This window comes from Ekhidna sp., assembly GCF_965227465.1.
Classification (GTDB): domain Bacteria; phylum Bacteroidota; class Bacteroidia; order Cytophagales; family Cyclobacteriaceae; genus Ekhidna.
Genome location: NZ_OZ245746.1, coordinates 1,021,543 through 1,038,450, shown reverse-complemented (window position 1 = coordinate 1,038,450; position 16,908 = coordinate 1,021,543). Strand labels below are relative to the sequence as shown.

The following is a 16,908-nucleotide window of genomic DNA, read 5'->3' as shown; positions in this document are numbered from 1 at the left end:
AAAATATACTTCCAATCACATTGCGAATCTCTTAACACGCAAACGTTTTCGTATTAGATGAAATGTAAAAATGACTGATTTTCAGCTATTTACATTCTCACTTTATCAATAATCTCATTCAGAACGGGTAATTTAAGTGTATTAAACAATCACAATTTTATTATGAGAAAACTCACTAAAATCCTATTGGGAACGGGATTTATGATGTTCCTATTTAGCTGCGAAGAAGATCATGCAGTTACTGAGCTTGACAAGGCTCAGGAAAGCACTTCAGTTATACACGTCACAGACCATGATGGTCAGCCTTTTGATACCGGTACCAACCGTGGGGACCAGAAGGGTAGATATACCGCCGGACCCGGAGGTGGAGTCATGATGCAGGGCTTCTATTGGGATGTGCCTGCAGGCGGTACCTGGTGGAATACGGTTAAAGGGAAATTGAGTGCCTGGTCTAGCGCCGGAATTGAATCTGTCTGGTTACCTCCGGTTTCAAAAGCTCAAAATGGGGCATTTTCCATGGGATATGATCCTACCGACTATTTTGATTTTGGAAACTACAATCAAAACGGGACGGTAGAAACCCGGTTTGGGTCCAAAACCGAGCTTCAGTCGCTGATCAACACTGCCCATGCCGAAAATATGCAGGTATACGCCGATATTGTACTTAATCACAATAGTGGTGGACAATTAGAAGCAAATCAATACACCGGCACGAACACCTGGACCGATTTCACAGGAGTTGCATCCGGAAAATTTCTACGATCACAACACGATTTCCATCCAAACTGGGTACATGGTGGAGATGCCGGCTTCTTTGGTGGCTTTCCGGATTTATGTCACGACGTGCCCTACGTACAGGATTGGCTATGGAATCGTTCTGATGGCGTAGCGAAGTACTACAAAAACACCATGGGATTTGATGGCTGGAGGTTTGACTATGTCAAAGGATTTGACCCATGGGTAGTAGCAGCATGGAATAATGCAGTTGGTGGGTTTTCAGTTGGAGAGCTATGGGACTCAGACGTCAACTGGCTGGAGTCATGGGCTAATTCAGCCAATAGTAGTGTGTTCGATTTTGCCTGCTATTATAAAATGAATGACGCTTTTGATGGTAACAACCTCAACTTGTTGAATGATGACATGATGTGGAAACGCAATCCATATAAAGCCGTAACATTTGTAACTAACCACGACACAGATGAAATATGGAATAAGATGTTGGCTTATGCATACATCCTGACACATGAAGGATACCCAACCATTTTTTACCAGGATTACGAAGCGTGGCTGGATAAAAACAAACTCAATAACCTCATCTGGATTCATAACAATAAAGCAACGGGTACTACCAGTATTCTGCATGTAGATAACGATGAGTATGTAGCGAGAAGAAATGGATACAATGGCAATCCGGGCTTAATCGTCTACATCAACAATTCCAGCTCATGGAAAACCCGATGGGTACCAACCAATTGGTATAATACCCAGATTAAGGATTTCACGGGCCACTCTGGATGGTATCCAACCACACAAAGTGGTGGCTGGGTCCAAATTCAATGCCCTCCAAATAGCTACAGTGTTTGGTCACCTAATATTTAAGAAATTGTATTTGGTTATATCTAAAAGGCCGGACTTTCAGTTCGGCTTTTTTTATGTACCCTCCACTCATGTAACTTCCCCTACAGCATCCGAAATTTTCAAATATCTTGTGTATTCAATTAACTAACGTACACTGAGAAATGAGAAATTACCTAATAGCGCTGCTCACCCTTATGAGCGTATGTGTATTTGCTCAGGATGATAAAAAGTCTGAGGCAGATACAACCAAAGAAAAGAAAGCAACCAAGGAATTGCCGCTGGAGCCGGAAAGAAAAATCCGACTTCAAACCAAAGAAGGAACCTGGATTTCACTTGATGTAAGTCCTGATGGCTCCACCATCGCCTTTGATATGATGGGCGACATCTATACCATCCCGATGGCCGGAGGAAAGGCAACACAAATTACCTCAGGAATGGCTTTTGATACCCATCCACGATACAGTCCGGATGGAAAGTCAATCGTCTTTACATCTGATAAAAGTGGCTCTGAAAACATTTGGACGCTTGACTTGACAGATGAAGAAGCCGAGCCAAAACAAATAACAAAAGACAAAGACAAATACTATCAGGCAGCAGAATGGACGCCCGATGGCAAATACATCATTGCATCGAAAGGTGGTCGCGTATTACAAATGCACATGTATCACAAAGACGGTGGTAGTGGAATTCAGCTGATCAAAAAACCTGACGGTTTGCAAACAATAGAACCTGCTTTTGGAGGAGATGACCGCTACATCTGGTATGCACGAAGGTTTGGTGCATGGCAATACAATGCCGCTATGCCACAATACCAGATCGCTACTTATGATCGCGAAACCGGGGAAATGGCTACTCAAACCAACCAATACGGTTCCGCTTTCTCTCCTACCCTTTCTGCAGATGGCAAGTGGTTGGTATATGGAACCCGATACAACACAGAAACAGGCTTGATGAAAAGAAATTTGCAGACCGGCGAAGAAAGCTGGTTGGCATTCCCGGTAAGAAGAGATGATCAGGAATCCAGAGCTCGACTTGGGGTGTATCCGGCCATGTCTTTTACCCCTGATAATCAATCAGTGATTGCCTCTTACGGTGGTAAAATCTGGAGAATACCTATCAACGGAGGGGACGCAACAGAAATTCCATTCGAAGTAGATGAGGAATTAGACTTTGGACCCATGGTACAATTTGATTACCCGATCCTGGATGAAAAGGAAATGGTGGCTAATCAAATCCGGGATGCCGTTCGATCGCCTGATGGAAGCAAGATCGCTTTCACAGCCCTGAACAGACTGTATGTGATGGATTATCCGGACGGTGAACCGAAAAGACTAACGAAGAATGATTTCACAGAAGCTATGCCTGAGTGGTCGCCCGATGGTCAGTCCATTGCATTCACTACCTGGGAAGGAACGGAAGGAAACATTTACAAGATAAAAGCCACCGGAGGCAGAGCAACCAAGCTTACCAATGAGGCTGGCACATACCTTGACCTGGCATGGGATGCAAAAACCAATCGGATTGTGTTCATCTATGGTCCTGCTCAAGCCTATGAAAATGCAGTAGATCCATTCAGCTTTGGCGCACAGATGCACATTGGTTGGATCAGTGCAAATGGTGGAAATAGCACCAAGATTAAAGCATCCGGTGGAAGAGGAAACCTCCATTTTGTTGAAGGCGATGATCGTATTTACATGTACCACGGGGGTAAGGGCCTCATGTCCATGCGATGGGACGGTACCGATGAAAAAGAACACCTGAAAATCACGGGGATCATGACCTATCCAGCATTGATTCATCATAATCATGCATTAGAAGAGACTTTCACTGAGCCTCAGCGAAGACCAAGTAACGCACAATACATCACAATGGCTCCAAAAGGAGATCGGGCATTGGCAAGAATCAACAATGACGTTTTTGTGGTGACCGTACCTCCGGTGGGTGCTGAAACAGTTTCTATTTCGGTATCAAACCCGGAGAGTGCCTCCTTTCCGTCCTGGAAGCTTACCACTTTCGGAGGAGAGTTCGCGCATTGGAATGCAGATGGAAACACGGTCAACTTCACCCTTGGTAATGCCTATTTCGCTTATGATATGGCAGAAGCTGAGCGAGTAAAAAAGGAGCTTGAAGAAAAGAAAAAGAAAGAAGCCGAAGAAAAAAAGAAGAAGGAAGAAGAGGAGAAGAAAAAGGAGGAAGAAGATGATGAAGACGAGGATGATGATGCCGAAGAAGAGGGAGAAGATGATGATGATGCAGAAAAGGAAGATGGGGAGAATGACAAGGATAAAGACGAAGAAGAAGATGAAGGTTACAAGCCCAACGAGATTCGGGTAAAAGTAAAAGTAGAAAAGGACATTCCTGATGGCACGATCCTGCTTACCGGGGCTCGCATTGTCACGATGAATGGAGATGAGGTAATTGAGAATGGGGATATTCTCATCGAAAATGCCAGAATCAAGGCAGTCGGCGCTTCCGGATCATTGGAAGTACCAAATGGAGTAAAAACCATGGACATGAGTGGCAAGACCATCACTCCGGGGTTCGTAGATACGCATGCGCACATGTGGCCTAACTGGGGACTTCAGAAAAACCAGGTCTGGATGTATGCCGCTAACCTGGCGTACGGAGTTACCACGACACGTGATCCACAAACAGCTACCACTGATGTGTTGACCTATTCAGATATGGTGGAAACGGGTGACCTACTCGGACCAAGAGTATATTCAACCGGGCCAGGTGTAGGTTTCTGGTATTATAACCTCAAGAGCCTGAAGCAGGCGCAAAATGTACTGAAGCAATACTCCGAGTACTTCAATACCAAGACCATTAAAATGTACATGACGGGAAATCGTCAGCACAGACAATGGATCATTCAGGCAGCTAAGGAACAAAAATTGATGCCAACGACCGAAGGTGCTTTGGACATGAAACTAAACCTGACTCAACTGATTGATGGTTATCCGGGGCACGAGCACTCCTTCCCTATCCACCCCATCTATGGTGATATCACTCAGATGGTAGCTAAAGCACAGATGGCTTACACGCCAACACTTCTGGTATCATACGGTGGGCCTTGGGCCGAAGAATATTTCTACTCCACGGAAAATGTGGTAGGAGATGCTAAACTCAACTTCTATACACCGAAGATTGAGATAGATCAGAAGGCACGTAGAAGAAGAGCCTGGTTTATCCCGGAGGAACACATCTTTTCACGTCATGGTGAGTTTGTAGGTGATCTCGTAAAAGCAGGTGGAATCGCCGGAGTAGGTTCTCACGGACAATTACAGGGACTTGGTTACCATTGGGAACTGTGGTCCATCCAAAGTGGTGGAATGCCTGAGCTAGACGCCTTGAAAGTGGCAACCATACTAGGGGCAAAAGCCATTGGTTTGAGTAAGGATATTGGTTCGATTGAGGAAGGCAAGCTGGCTGACCTGATCATCATGGATAAAAATCCTTTGGAGGACATCCGTAATACCAACACCATTTCCCACATCATGAAAAACGGACGTCTTTACGAGGGAAGCACACTCAATGAAGTGTATCCTCGTGAGAAGAAAGCTCCTGATTTTTACTGGGTGAAAGATGGGCCTGGCACCATGAATTTGCCCGGCGAAAAGTAATCATTAAACCAAACAGATTCTTAAAGTCGGACCAGCACTGGTTCGACTTTATTATTTTTAACTAAACCTAAATTCGAATCAGATGAAATTACGAACTGCACTTGCACTCTCCATGCTGGCTTTCTGCGTTACACTCCAGGCACAGCTATCGAAGACCGAAAAAAAGATCATAGCTGAAGTATCCAAAAACAATGCTGAAGCATTGAAGTTTCTGGAAGCCAATGTCAACATCAACAGCGGGACCATGAATTTTGAAGGAGTCAGAGCCGCTGCAGTTCCCTTTGAAAAAGCCTTTGCCGACCTGGGGTTGAGTGTTACGTGGTACGACATGCCTGAAGAAGTAAACAGAGCAGGTCATTTATTTGCAGAAAATAAAGGCACAAAAGGCAAACGTTTGCTGCTCATTGGGCATTTGGATACGGTCTTCCCGAAAGACAGTCCATTTCAAAAATGGCAGAAGCAGGACAGTATAGCCTGGGGGCCGGGAGCCAACGATATGAAAGGTGGGAATGTGGTCATCCTTTACGCACTCAAAGCACTGCATGCCGTTGACGCCCTTGAAGACACACAGATCATTGTGGCGCTACATGGTGATGAGGAAGCTTCTGGAAAACCCATTAGCGAAAGTAGAAAGCACATTCGCGAGGCTGCACAACGCAGTGATATCGCCTTGGGTTTTGAAACCTCCACCGGATTTAACAATGCCACCATTGCACGGAGAGGTTCCAGCGGATGGGAGCTGAAAGTAACCGGCAAGCGTGCCCACTCTTCAGGTATTTTCAATGAACGTGTAGGTGCCGGGGCGATCTTCGAGACCTCACGGATTCTTCATCAGTTTTACACAGATGTAAAAGGAGAACAATACCTCACCTTCAATCCGGGAGTCATTCTGGGAGGAACGAAAGTAGATTTCGACAACCTACTGGAACGAGGAACAGCCTTTGGAAAGTCCAATGTGGTGGCCCAGGAAGTGATTGTAACCGGAGGTTTGCGATTCATCACCGAGGAACAAAAAGAAAATGCACGGGCTAAAATGCGTGAGATTGTAAAAAACAACCTGCCTCAGACGAGCGCAGAGATCTCCTTTATTGACAGCTATCCTGCCATGCCGCCAACCGATGGAAACCAGAAAATACTGGCTGCTTTAAGTGAGGTAAGTGAGGACATGGGTCAGGGGCCCGTAGAAGCATGGGATCCCGGCCGGAGAGGAGCTGCTGATATCTCATTTGTAGCCGAGTTTGTAGATGGAATCGACGGCTTGGGCACCATGGGCAGAGGCGCTCACACCCCTCAGGAATACCTGGACCTGCGGACCGTAGAAGTGCTTACGCAAAGAGCCGCTGTACTCATCTACCGATTGACACGAGACTGAGCTGAATGAAATTTTTGACTAATTTTCCTTTTTGAACGTCAAATTTGCCAGCAATTACGATTTGCACGGGTTTGTGGCGTTTATACAATTGTTAGATGTCACACCTCTTTTTATGGTTTTATCAAAGCGTCTAAAACGGAGGTATAAATGATCGTTTTTTTGAAACAAGAGTTAGGTATTATCTTTAGCCACCATATAAGCTAGATATAGTGTATAAATGTGCACTAATCCGGATGTTATGCATCACTATAATTGACTCAAATGAATTGGTTAAAAAGAATATTCAGCAAGAAAGAAAATTCATTACCTACGTTTAAGACAAATGAGGTGTTCAAAGTTAGCGGTGTACCGAAACACACTTTTGTAGAACGGAGAACTTTTAATGCCAAAATCGAAGATTATTTTATTGGAAGAGATAGCGTCCTATTATTTCTAGGATATTCAAAAAGTGGAAAAACAGTATACCGTAAAAAACATCTTGAAAAAAAGGACTTCAGCCTAGTCACATTCAGGTGCAATAATGAATCAACAATAGACCAACTTTACAATCAAATTGCCTCGGAAGTGGGTCTGGGGCAAATTATAACTACTCAAGATCAGCAGGGAGGAAAGGACACATCTTCAATTTCTTCCACTCTTGGATCGAAAGATGTAGCGAGTGCTTCAGCATCTTTAGCTTCTGAAATAAATTATAGTTACATCTATACTGAAGAAAAAACTAAGGTCAAAATCGATGTAAATTTTCTCTGTAATAAATTAAGGGATGAACAAATTCTCATAATTCTTGAAGATTACCATCTGATCAATTCAAGATTTAACAAAACTCTTTCAGAGGATCTAAAACATTTTTTGGACGATGAAATCTTATTTGTTTTAATCGGAATTCCGAGTAGTCCCAACAGAGCGTTGAGGAACAATCCTGATTTATCTGGACGACTTGAACACTTGATCTTTGATTACCTAACCAAAGATGAAATTAGAGAATTAATTAACTCCGGAATAAAAAAGCTGAATGTTTGGCTATCAGAAGATGTAATTGATGAAATAATTAAAGCATCTATGAAGAATGCCTTTTTAGTTCAATATATCTGCAAGGTACTCCTCACTAACAATGGTGTAGAAGAAACACAGTCTAAACAGAAAAGGATTGATAATAAAAATGAGGTATTCAAATCTTGTAAGGAAATTGCTAACAAGTTGGATAATGACTACCACGATATTTACGGAATTATAAATGCCGGAATAAGAAAACAACAGGAAAACAAAGCTTTCAATCAATATGAAGAAATATTAAAGGTTCTTAAAGACAAGGAAATTGAAGAATTGGAAAAAGGAGTTCATTATACAGACATTTTTAAATGGGCATGGGACCATATGGATCCACAGAAGGTTCAAGAATTTATTGATAATGGAACTTACAGTGATGAAACATCTTTTAAGAATTCATTCAGAACACAGATTAAGCAAGCAGTCGAAAAGGTCAATCAAAACTTAGAAAAAAATACAACACGCCCTGTGTTATATGTTGACGAAGGAAAAACATATCTAACTGATTTAATTTTCAAATTCTATATCACCTGGAATGAAGAAGATGCATAACAAACACTAAAATGAATATGCGAAATGAGCCTTTTGATATTTTAATACGAACTAGAAACTTCAATGCTTTTAGCAACTGGGGCGCATACTCATTTTAGTTGGACGTTGCACGTCATCAAGAAAATTTCCACCAAATGATTAACCGACTTAACCAAATAGTTGTCTTTCAAATTATTCTGGTATCCTATGCTATTTCATGTGGAAAAGTGAAATCAGAAAATACACATGACACCCAATCTCTTTTTGCGCATAAATTGGATAGTACAAAATGGATAAAGCCTTCTCATGGAATTCGGGAAATCCTGGAAGACCGCAATGGAAACCTTTGGTTTTCTAATCGTGAATTCGTTTGCAGATTTGATGGTTCGGAATTCACCTATTTTGACAGCAATAATGGATTTAATGGAATTGGGACAAATATGCATGAAGATGCAATCGGTAATATTTGGATAGAAACCAATATTGGAGATAGTTTATATGGAGTTTCAATATATGATGGGTCAAAATTTATTTTTCAAGCGTATCCTTCAAATAAACAAAGCAAAGCAGTTGATGTATCTGAAAAGGATATTTGGTTTAGCAAGCCTATTAAATCTACAAGTAAATGGTCTGATCCTCCGGGAAGTTTTCGATACCAAAATGGCGAGTTTGACTTACTTGAATTTCCAGTTCCCATAGCGGATGATTATGAAAATAAATATTGGGCAACCTCAAAAACCATCAGAGGAAAAGATGGGACACTTTGGTTTGGTACTATTGAAGCAGTTATCGGTTATAAGGAGGGAAATTTTACCATAATCGATCGAAACAAAATGGGTCGAATTGACGACCCTGTCCCAGTAGGCATAAGAGGAATTTTTGTAGATGAGGAAGGAAAACTTTGGATGGCGGATAATGGAAGTGGAATATATGTATTTGATGGCGATAGTGTTACAAATTTTACTCGGCAACATCGTTTAGGGAAAAATAAAAAGAAAGGAAATACACTACACAGAGCCTTTTCGATTGCTGAGGATAACAATGGAAATATGTGGTTTGGTACTGTTTATTCAGGGATTTGGAGATATCATACAGCATCCAATGAATTCACAAATTATGGAATAGAGGATGGTGTTTTAAGCGATTGTATTTGGAAAATACATAAAACTAAAAATGGAAATTTGCTTTTTTTAGGTGAGAGTCCCGGAGCTGTCTATCAGTTTAATGGAAAGTCATTTGATAGAGTTTTTTAAGAAACACAACAAAGCATAAATATTCATTGTGAGCAAAAGCTCTTATTGCCAGTTATACGAGTCTTAAGTGGAAGTTAAGGTTTGCTAAAAGTGCTAAATTTTGGTATAATGAAGTGTTTTACTTCATCTGCTCGTAGTAGTGATCAGCCTAAGGTACATGTTGGACATCATACAGTATAACAATCCTTCTTAAATTACGATCTGATTACTATCGAATGAATCAGAAGAAAACACCCCGGATATTTTATGTCATTTTGATCCTCATTCCGGTGCTGTTTTTTGTGCTCATCGAGATCGGATTAAGGTTGGCTGGCTATGGGCGGAACTATGAGCTTTTCACAGAGATCGAGGGGGCACCTCCGGGCATGATTTACCTAAACCCTGAGATCAGCTATAAATATTTTGGGGATCTGGAAAATTCTGTATTCAGCCAGGCAATCGGTATGCGGAAGAAGAAACCCGAGAATGGGTTTAGAATATTTGTTTTCGGAGGCAGTTCAGCACAAGGTTTTCCGTACGCCCGAAATGCTAGTTTTCCCTCCCACTTGGAACGTAAGCTACAGTATACATTTCCAGATAAGATTATTGAGGTTGTCAACCTGGGCACCAGCGCCATCAATAGCCATACCCTTTTAGATATTTTACCTGATGTACTTGATCACTCACCCGACCTTATTCTCATGTATGCGGGTCACAATGAATACTATGGCGCATTGGGACCTGCATCCACCAGACTAGGTAATCCTAATTTTGTACGAATCTTATTGAAGCTGAGAGAATATCGACTGGTTCAGCTCCTACAAAACATGTTAAGCTCCTCACAAAAGTCATCCGATACGAACAAGAACCTCATGCAGAACATGATCGGCCAAAGTTCAATCGAGTGGGGTGGAGATATTTATACGAAGGGAATTAAACAATTTGATAATAACCTGTCGGACTTCATAGAAACAGTGCAAAAGGACAATATTCCCTTCATCATCGGTACGCTTTCGAGTAACATCAAAGATCACCCTCCTTTCAATTCAGATCAAAAGGACGAGAAAGGGTATACCAGCAAAATGTACTTTGAACTGGGTAACCAAAGCTATCAATCCGGCGATTATAAAGAAGCAAAGGTTCAGTTTGTAAGGGCCAAGGAAATGGATGGCTTGCGATTCAGAGCACCTGAACAAATGAATGAGCTCATTAAAAACAAAGCTCGAAATTATCAATTACCATTAGTAGATATCGATTCTATATTCAGTGCAAATTCTCCAGGGGGAATCACAGGAGACAGCCTCATGTGTGATCATTTGCATCCTTCCAGAGAAGGGTATTTCCTCATGGCCAATGCTTATTTCAATAAGCTTGCTGAAACCAACTATCTCCCGGGAAATCCAACAGCTGCATGGCCTTCAGATAGTCTTTTGCTTGCAAAATTCCCTTACTCCTCCTTAGACTCACTTTTTGATCGCCGTATGCTCTTATCAGGCTTGGGACAATACCCGTTTGTGCCTTTAGGCAGCCCCAATCCGTATGAAGAGGAGATTAGAAATGACGGGATCGACTATGAGATATCATCCAGAAGCCAGGTTGATTCCATTCGCTCAATTGTCGCAGTGGAGAAGCTAATGGAAGGTGACATCATTGCTTTCGAAAAGGAAATGGAGGTGATGTTGAGCTATATGCCTTTAAGTGAAACAGCCTATCTGCGTACCATCAATGCCTTGACGGAAGCAGGTTTGCTAGCGCAGGCATATCCCCTTCTTTATTCGAAAATCAGGCAATTAGATCCCGGCCGTTCCAAACATAAAATGTTGGGGTTATATTTTATGAATGTCCTGCAACATGATTCTGCGATTTATCATTTTGAAAAGGCCCTGGAAATTGCAGAAGCTAAAGACTATCTCCAACTCAATTTGGGCAAAGCCTATGGGATGCAACAAAAATTTAATCGAGCCATCGAGCAGTTCACGCGTGTCATTGAATTAGATCCAACCAATAAAGAAGCCTATAATTTACGAGGTGGCGCAAATTTTGAGTTGAAAAAATTTGAAGAAACCGTAAAAGATATGTCTGAAGTTATCAGGCTAAGCAACCAATCAGATGCTATTGCTTTTATGATTCGAGGTTATGCGAAAATCAGCTTAAACGATACCAAGGGTGCCTGTGAAGACTGGCTGACAGCCAGCAAGTTGGGCTCTCCACAAGCTGTTGCACTTGCACAACAGTACTGCCAATAAGTAGCTGATTACCAGGGATTATCCATATCTGACTTTTTGAAAGTGTGGTCTCGCGTCTCATAATACGTACTACGCTCATCATTCCATTTGATGTGCAAAGGGTCTTTTTTGAATAACCTGGAGATCATCGCTAAAGGCACCAGAATGAACGCGTAAACAATTGTCAGAAGTATCCTTGAATTGATCCAACCAAGTATCTGGGCCAATTTCATCCATGCCCGATTAATCTGTCGGGCAAGAACGGGTATCATAGAAAGAATAGCTAGCCCAATGGTGATATACAGAAGTACAGAAATGTCAAAGGCCCAGGAAATAACCAACAAGCCGATTAACATCACCAGAATATTCGTATAAACCTGCTTCATGGCTAGAATATTGAATAGATAAAAGGCGCAATTGCAGAGCTTCCTCCTATCACGACAAGTACACCGATCAAAAGCAAGATGAGGATAATGGGTGCAAGCCACCATTTTTTACGCTCCCGCAGGAATTGAAATAAGTCCTTTAAAAATTCCATCTATAACTATTTCGCATTCAATCTAAAACAAAATCTTCCTTCCAAACATCCCGATGGTCCCACTTGGGTTGTTCTTTTTTATCAAAGATAAAATCTCCTATCACAAGATAATCCATTTCTGTTCGCATAAAACACCGATATGCGTCCTCCGGTGTGCAAACAATAGGCTCTCCTCGCACATTGAAGCTGGTGTTAATTAAAAGTCCAACACCTGTTTTCTTTTCAAACGCATTTAACAACTCCCAATACCTTTGGTTGGTCTCCTTACTCACCGTTTGGATCCGGGCAGAATAGTCCACGTGTGTTACCGCAGGTATGGAAGACCTTGGAACATTTAGCTTTTCCAACATACTCAACTGCTCGTAACCTTCAGGCATGTCCGTATGCAACGCTTCCTGAATGGGCAAGGCTAACAGCATGTAGGGTGAGACTCCATCTAATTCAAAATAATCACTGGCTTTTTCAACCAGTACGGATGGAGCAAACGGGCGAAATGATTCCCTGTATTTAATCTTAAGATTCATAATCTTTTGCATCTCCGAACTCCTCGGGTCACCAAGAATACTCCGATTTCCCAACGCACGCGGACCAAATTCCATACGTCCCTGCATCCAACCTACTACTTTACCTTCCTGAAGAAATCCGGCTATTTTATCTGACAGTTTTTCATTGCCCTCAACTAGTGTAACCGCGTTGAATTTCTCGATCATCTGAGTTATTTCAACATCTGAAAACTCAGGGCCAAGGTATGCTCCCTGCATGGCATCTTCACTGCCAGTTATTACCCGATCCTTCTGGAAATAGATATGGTGGGCTGCCAGTGCAGCACCCAATGAACCACCAGCGTCTCCAGAAGCCGGCTGTATGAAAATGTCTTTAAATATCCCTTTCTTAAGAAGCTTTCCATTGGCTACACAATTCAATGCCACACCCCCTGACAGGCATAGGTATTCTGACTGGGTCAACCTCCTGGTCTCCTTAGCCATTTTTAATACTACCTCCTCAGTAACCTGTTGAATCGCTAACGCTAAGTCGCAATGCTCTTGCAGGATTTCATCATTGGATGATCGTCTTGATACGCCCAGTAATTTTTCCCAATGACTATCCCGGGTCATTCTTAATCCAGTGGCATACGAAAAATATGTTTGATTTAAATGAATAGATCCGTCTGGCTTTATGTCCACCAGATGTTCCTCAATGAGGGCTTTATACTTTAGCATTTGATCTGACTCGGGATTTCCATAAGGTGCCAGTCCCATAAGCTTATACTCGCCTGAGTTTACTCGAAATCCCAGATAATAGGTGAATGCAGAGTATAGCAGTCCGATAGAATGAGGGAATCTAAGTTCCTTGTATGTACGAATGTCTTTTCCTTCCCCGTGACTGATTGTAGCTGTGGCCCATTCCCCTACACCGTCAATGGTAAGAATGGCTGCTTCTTTAAAAGGAGAAGCGTAATACGCGCTGGCGGCATGAGACAAATGATGCTCTGGAAAAAGAATTTTCACCTTTCCCTTATCAAAAGAGCCAATCTTTTTTAGATGTTGATAAATTTCACGTTTTAGGAACATTTTTTCCCGTAACCAAACAGGCATGGCTGCTATGAATGAGCGTAATCCTCTGGGAGCAAAAGCATAATACGTCTCTAATAGTCTTTCAAATTTTAGTAGGGGCTTGTCATAAAAAGCAATAGCGTCAAGTTCGTCAATGGAAACATCTGCTTTTTTTAGACAGAAACGAACGGCCTCTATTGGAAAAGAAGCATCATGTTTTTTTCGACTAAATCGTTCCTCCTGAGCAGCAGCGATGATCTTACCATCTTGAATAATGGTAGCAGCGGAATCATGATAAAATGCTGATATTCCAAGAATATTCATCTATGTATAAATAGAATTTTATGCCCTACTAGCGAAAATAGTCCAACCAGTCCTTAGTAGAATCATAAAGAACGCTCCTTGATCATACTTGCCCTCCTGACATATTGCCTTCTAGTACTGTTCAGTCTTCCTGCTCAATCTCTTTATTCATGGCCCGAATGGCGTTATCTAAATCCATGGATGAATTCACCATGATTTCAATCAATCTTTCCCTTTGATCTCTATCGAGTTTCATTGCATTTGAAGCACCAATGATTTTTGAAAGTGAAGACCTCACTTCATGAGAATTCATGTATGCAATCCGCTCCAGTCGATCATTTTTTTCATTAATGTCTTTAGTTCGAGCGGTTACTCTTTCTTCAAGTGTTTCGTTGAGGTCTTTCAAATCATTGTTTAATCGCTCGATCTCTTCATTCTTATCCTTCATGGTAGCATACGCATTGCCTAGTAAATAATAAAGCAAATAGAATCCGGCATAAATGCAGACAAGAAAAAGCAAGCCGGCACTCGTAAATTTGATAAAGTCAGGAGCAATTGAATACGCATCTCCGACGACCACATGCCCATAATATCCATTTACCAGCATGGTAATAGCGATTACAATCATCCACCACTTTGAATTTTTTATTCCTTGTGTAATCAAAGCGTGCATCGGTATAAATGGCATCCAGTAAACCAGAATATGGAAGACGGACGGATTCACAAAAAAGTGAACCTCCACAATTACGTAAAGTACAATGATGTGAGCTACCTCCAGGTTTTTTACTGATTTTCCATAAAATGATATTAGGAGTAATATGAGATTTAAAAGAAAGCTTGGAATTAAGAGCTGAAGAGTTGTAGCAGATAGGTCAAAAAACCATTCAATAATCAAAACAATCACCATCATCAAATTAGCCGCGACCAATACCCGATGACCTATCAAACTGGATTGAGGGATTTGATAATCTCTATTGATGATCCTACTAAGATTCTTAGACGAAATGTTAGACATGTTAGGCGATTAGGACAAGCTCTGGAAATCAATATAATAAGAAACGAACAACGTCACGAAGAAAAAACCAAATGAGCGTACATTTTTTCATATTAATTCAAATCCACCTTCTCACTTTCGCACAATATGATTGGTATTCCTCTTTGAAAATCTCCAGGAGTGCCTCCTCCTCGGGTTTTACTTGGAACTGGGTGAGGTACCAAACAAAAAACAGAAGACCCGAGATACCCACAACATTTCCGACCCGAATGATTCCTCCCAGAAGTACGAGCGCCATCCCTAAATACATAGGATTTCGTGTATATCGGTAGATCCCTGTACTCACCAAAGCTGTAGCCTTGTCTGGGTGAAGTGGATCTACTGTTGTTCCTTTCATTCTGAACTTAATTATTCCTGAAAATGCCACAAGAACCCCTGAAGCTAGAAAAATTCTTGAAATGAATGTTTGATTGGGGAATTGATAAGACCACACGGCAAAAAAGTAATGGCCGCCAAAAACCATTGCTAATGCCAGAAAGAATACAATTACCGGAGGTATTTTTAATTTCATCTATTCTCAATTATTGCTTGTAAATCGTACCGTCTTTCATCACCAGCTTAACCTGGTAGAGGTCAGCTATATTTTTAGAAGGGTCACCTGCTACCACAATGATGTCAGCCAGGAAACCTTCTTGCAGCCTACCCAGCGACTGCAGTCCAAATACCTCAGCATTAACTGAGGTAACGGACTTCAGTACATCCATTCTTTTCATTCCATACTCCACCATCAACTCCAGCTCACGTACATTTTCTCCATGTTCAAATACCCCAACATCGCCACCTGCTACAATGGTAACACTGCTACTTAATGCTCTTTGAAACATGCTTCGCTTACTCTTGATCCGCTCAGGTTCCGGATCTTTTCCATCCCATCCATAGAAGTATTGGTTGACTGCATGAGTGGCTGCAAGTGTGGGGCATAACGCAACACCACGTTCCTTCATAAGCTGCAATACTTCATCTGTTGCTTCTGATCCATGCTCGATGGTTTTTACTCCTGCCAGGGTGGCCCGACGCATGCCTTCCGCTGTAGCAGCATGAGCAACTACTACCCTTCCGCTACTGGCTGCAGTTTCTACAATTAATTTCAGCTCATCTACTGAAAATGTAGGCATTGCTATTTTATTAGGTCCCCATCGATAGTCCGCATATACTTTTATGAAATCTGCTCCTTTTCCTATTTGGTCCCTGGTTACTGTTCTTAAATTTTCACCATCTGCTGGCTCGGCACCCAATGGCACTTCAAAATCAGGGTGAAACCCTTTAGGTCCATAGCTGCCGGTTGCGACAATCGCTCTACCGGCCACCAGCATTCTGGGACCTTCAATGATTCCTTGCTCAATACTTTGCTTTATCGCGACATCTGCATATCCAGCCCCCTCTGAGCCCAAATCACGGATGGTTGTAAATCCAGCATATAAATTTTTGGTTGCCATTTTTGCACCTCTTATGGCTCGCAAACTACGAGACTCCTTAAGTACCTGATCATTCCACTCCATCTGATTGTATGGATAGAGTAGTACATGAGAATGGCCCTCGATCATGCCGGGCATCAGCGTGCCTCCTTCATAGTTGAGTTCAACGTCGGCATTTCCTAACTGGGATATCGGACCAACTTCCACTATCCTGTTCTCCTCTACTACTACTCCCCAATTGGTCTTCATTACCTCGCCATCAAATAAACGATCTGCTGTCAGCTTTGTCCGCTGAGCAAACCCAACTGAGAACCACAGGCAAAGAAGAAGTGTAATGATTTGGCGCATAGTTTGTGAATTTAATTCTAAGATACCTTGAATCTACATGGTTAAAAACAAAAAGCCCCATCTGCAATGCAGACAGGGCCCTCGCTTAG

Annotated in this window: 12 protein-coding genes; 6 read left to right on the top strand and 6 right to left on the bottom strand. The window is 42.0% G+C overall.

Translation table 11 applies throughout. The features are described from left to right. The first annotated feature begins 162 nt into the window (after window positions 1-162). The 6 genes from ACO05G_RS04765 (at window position 163) to ACO05G_RS04740 (ending at window position 11,629) form a co-directional block, all read left to right on the top strand. Entirely contained in the window at window positions 163-1,599 is a 1,437-nt protein-coding gene (locus ACO05G_RS04765; protein ID WP_421764928.1) for an alpha-amylase, read from the top strand. 140 nt (window positions 1,600-1,739) lie between these two features. Further along, entirely contained in the window at window positions 1,740-5,201 is a 3,462-nt protein-coding gene (locus ACO05G_RS04760; protein ID WP_421764927.1) for an amidohydrolase family protein, read from the top strand. Between the two features lie 82 nt (window positions 5,202-5,283). Further along, window positions 5,284-6,573 (top strand): M20/M25/M40 family metallo-hydrolase, encoded by a 1,290-nt coding sequence (locus ACO05G_RS04755; RefSeq protein ID WP_421764926.1) that lies wholly within the window; start codon window positions 5,284-5,286, stop codon window positions 6,571-6,573. Window positions 6,574-6,834: 261 nt separating this feature from the next. After that, complete coding sequence (locus ACO05G_RS04750) at window positions 6,835-8,172, top strand: hypothetical protein (protein WP_421764925.1); 1,338 nt, start codon at window positions 6,835-6,837, stop codon at window positions 8,170-8,172. Between the two features lie 134 nt (window positions 8,173-8,306). Beyond that, window positions 8,307-9,404: a ligand-binding sensor domain-containing protein gene (locus ACO05G_RS04745; RefSeq protein WP_421764924.1), complete on the top strand. Its 1,098-nt coding sequence runs from the start codon at window positions 8,307-8,309 to the stop codon at window positions 9,402-9,404. Window positions 9,405-9,619: 215 nt separating this feature from the next. After that, window positions 9,620-11,629, top strand: a complete 2,010-nt coding sequence (locus ACO05G_RS04740; RefSeq protein WP_421764923.1) for an SGNH/GDSL hydrolase family protein — start codon at window positions 9,620-9,622, stop codon at window positions 11,627-11,629. 8 nt (window positions 11,630-11,637) lie between these two features. On the opposite strand, the gene ACO05G_RS04735 is transcribed toward ACO05G_RS04740, so the two are convergent. From ACO05G_RS04735 to ACO05G_RS04710, 6 genes are all read right to left on the bottom strand, one after another. After that, window positions 11,638-11,994 carry an SxtJ family membrane protein gene (locus tag ACO05G_RS04735; RefSeq protein WP_421764922.1) on the bottom strand — a complete coding sequence of 119 codons (357 nt, stop codon included), beginning with the start codon at window positions 11,992-11,994 and terminating at the stop codon, window positions 11,638-11,640. 2 nt (window positions 11,995-11,996) lie between these two features. Then, window positions 11,997-12,146, bottom strand: a complete 150-nt coding sequence (locus ACO05G_RS04730) for a DUF5989 family protein (RefSeq protein WP_348283968.1) — start codon at window positions 12,144-12,146, stop codon at window positions 11,997-11,999. Window positions 12,147-12,163: 17 nt separating this feature from the next. Continuing rightward, window positions 12,164-14,023: a carbamoyltransferase gene (locus ACO05G_RS04725; RefSeq protein WP_421764921.1), complete on the bottom strand. Its 1,860-nt coding sequence runs from the start codon at window positions 14,021-14,023 to the stop codon at window positions 12,164-12,166. Between the two features lie 121 nt (window positions 14,024-14,144). Next, window positions 14,145-15,017, bottom strand: coding sequence for a hypothetical protein (locus ACO05G_RS04720; protein ID WP_421764920.1), 873 nt, complete (start codon window positions 15,015-15,017; stop codon window positions 14,145-14,147). Window positions 15,018-15,114: 97 nt separating this feature from the next. Next, entirely contained in the window at window positions 15,115-15,567 is a 453-nt protein-coding gene (locus tag ACO05G_RS04715; RefSeq protein WP_421764919.1) for a methyltransferase family protein, read from the bottom strand. Window positions 15,568-15,577: 10 nt separating this feature from the next. Continuing rightward, on the bottom strand, window positions 15,578-16,819 hold the full coding sequence (locus tag ACO05G_RS04710; protein WP_421764918.1) for an amidohydrolase family protein: 1,242 nt from the start codon (window positions 16,817-16,819) through the stop codon (window positions 15,578-15,580). Window positions 16,820-16,908: the final 89 nt, after the last annotated feature.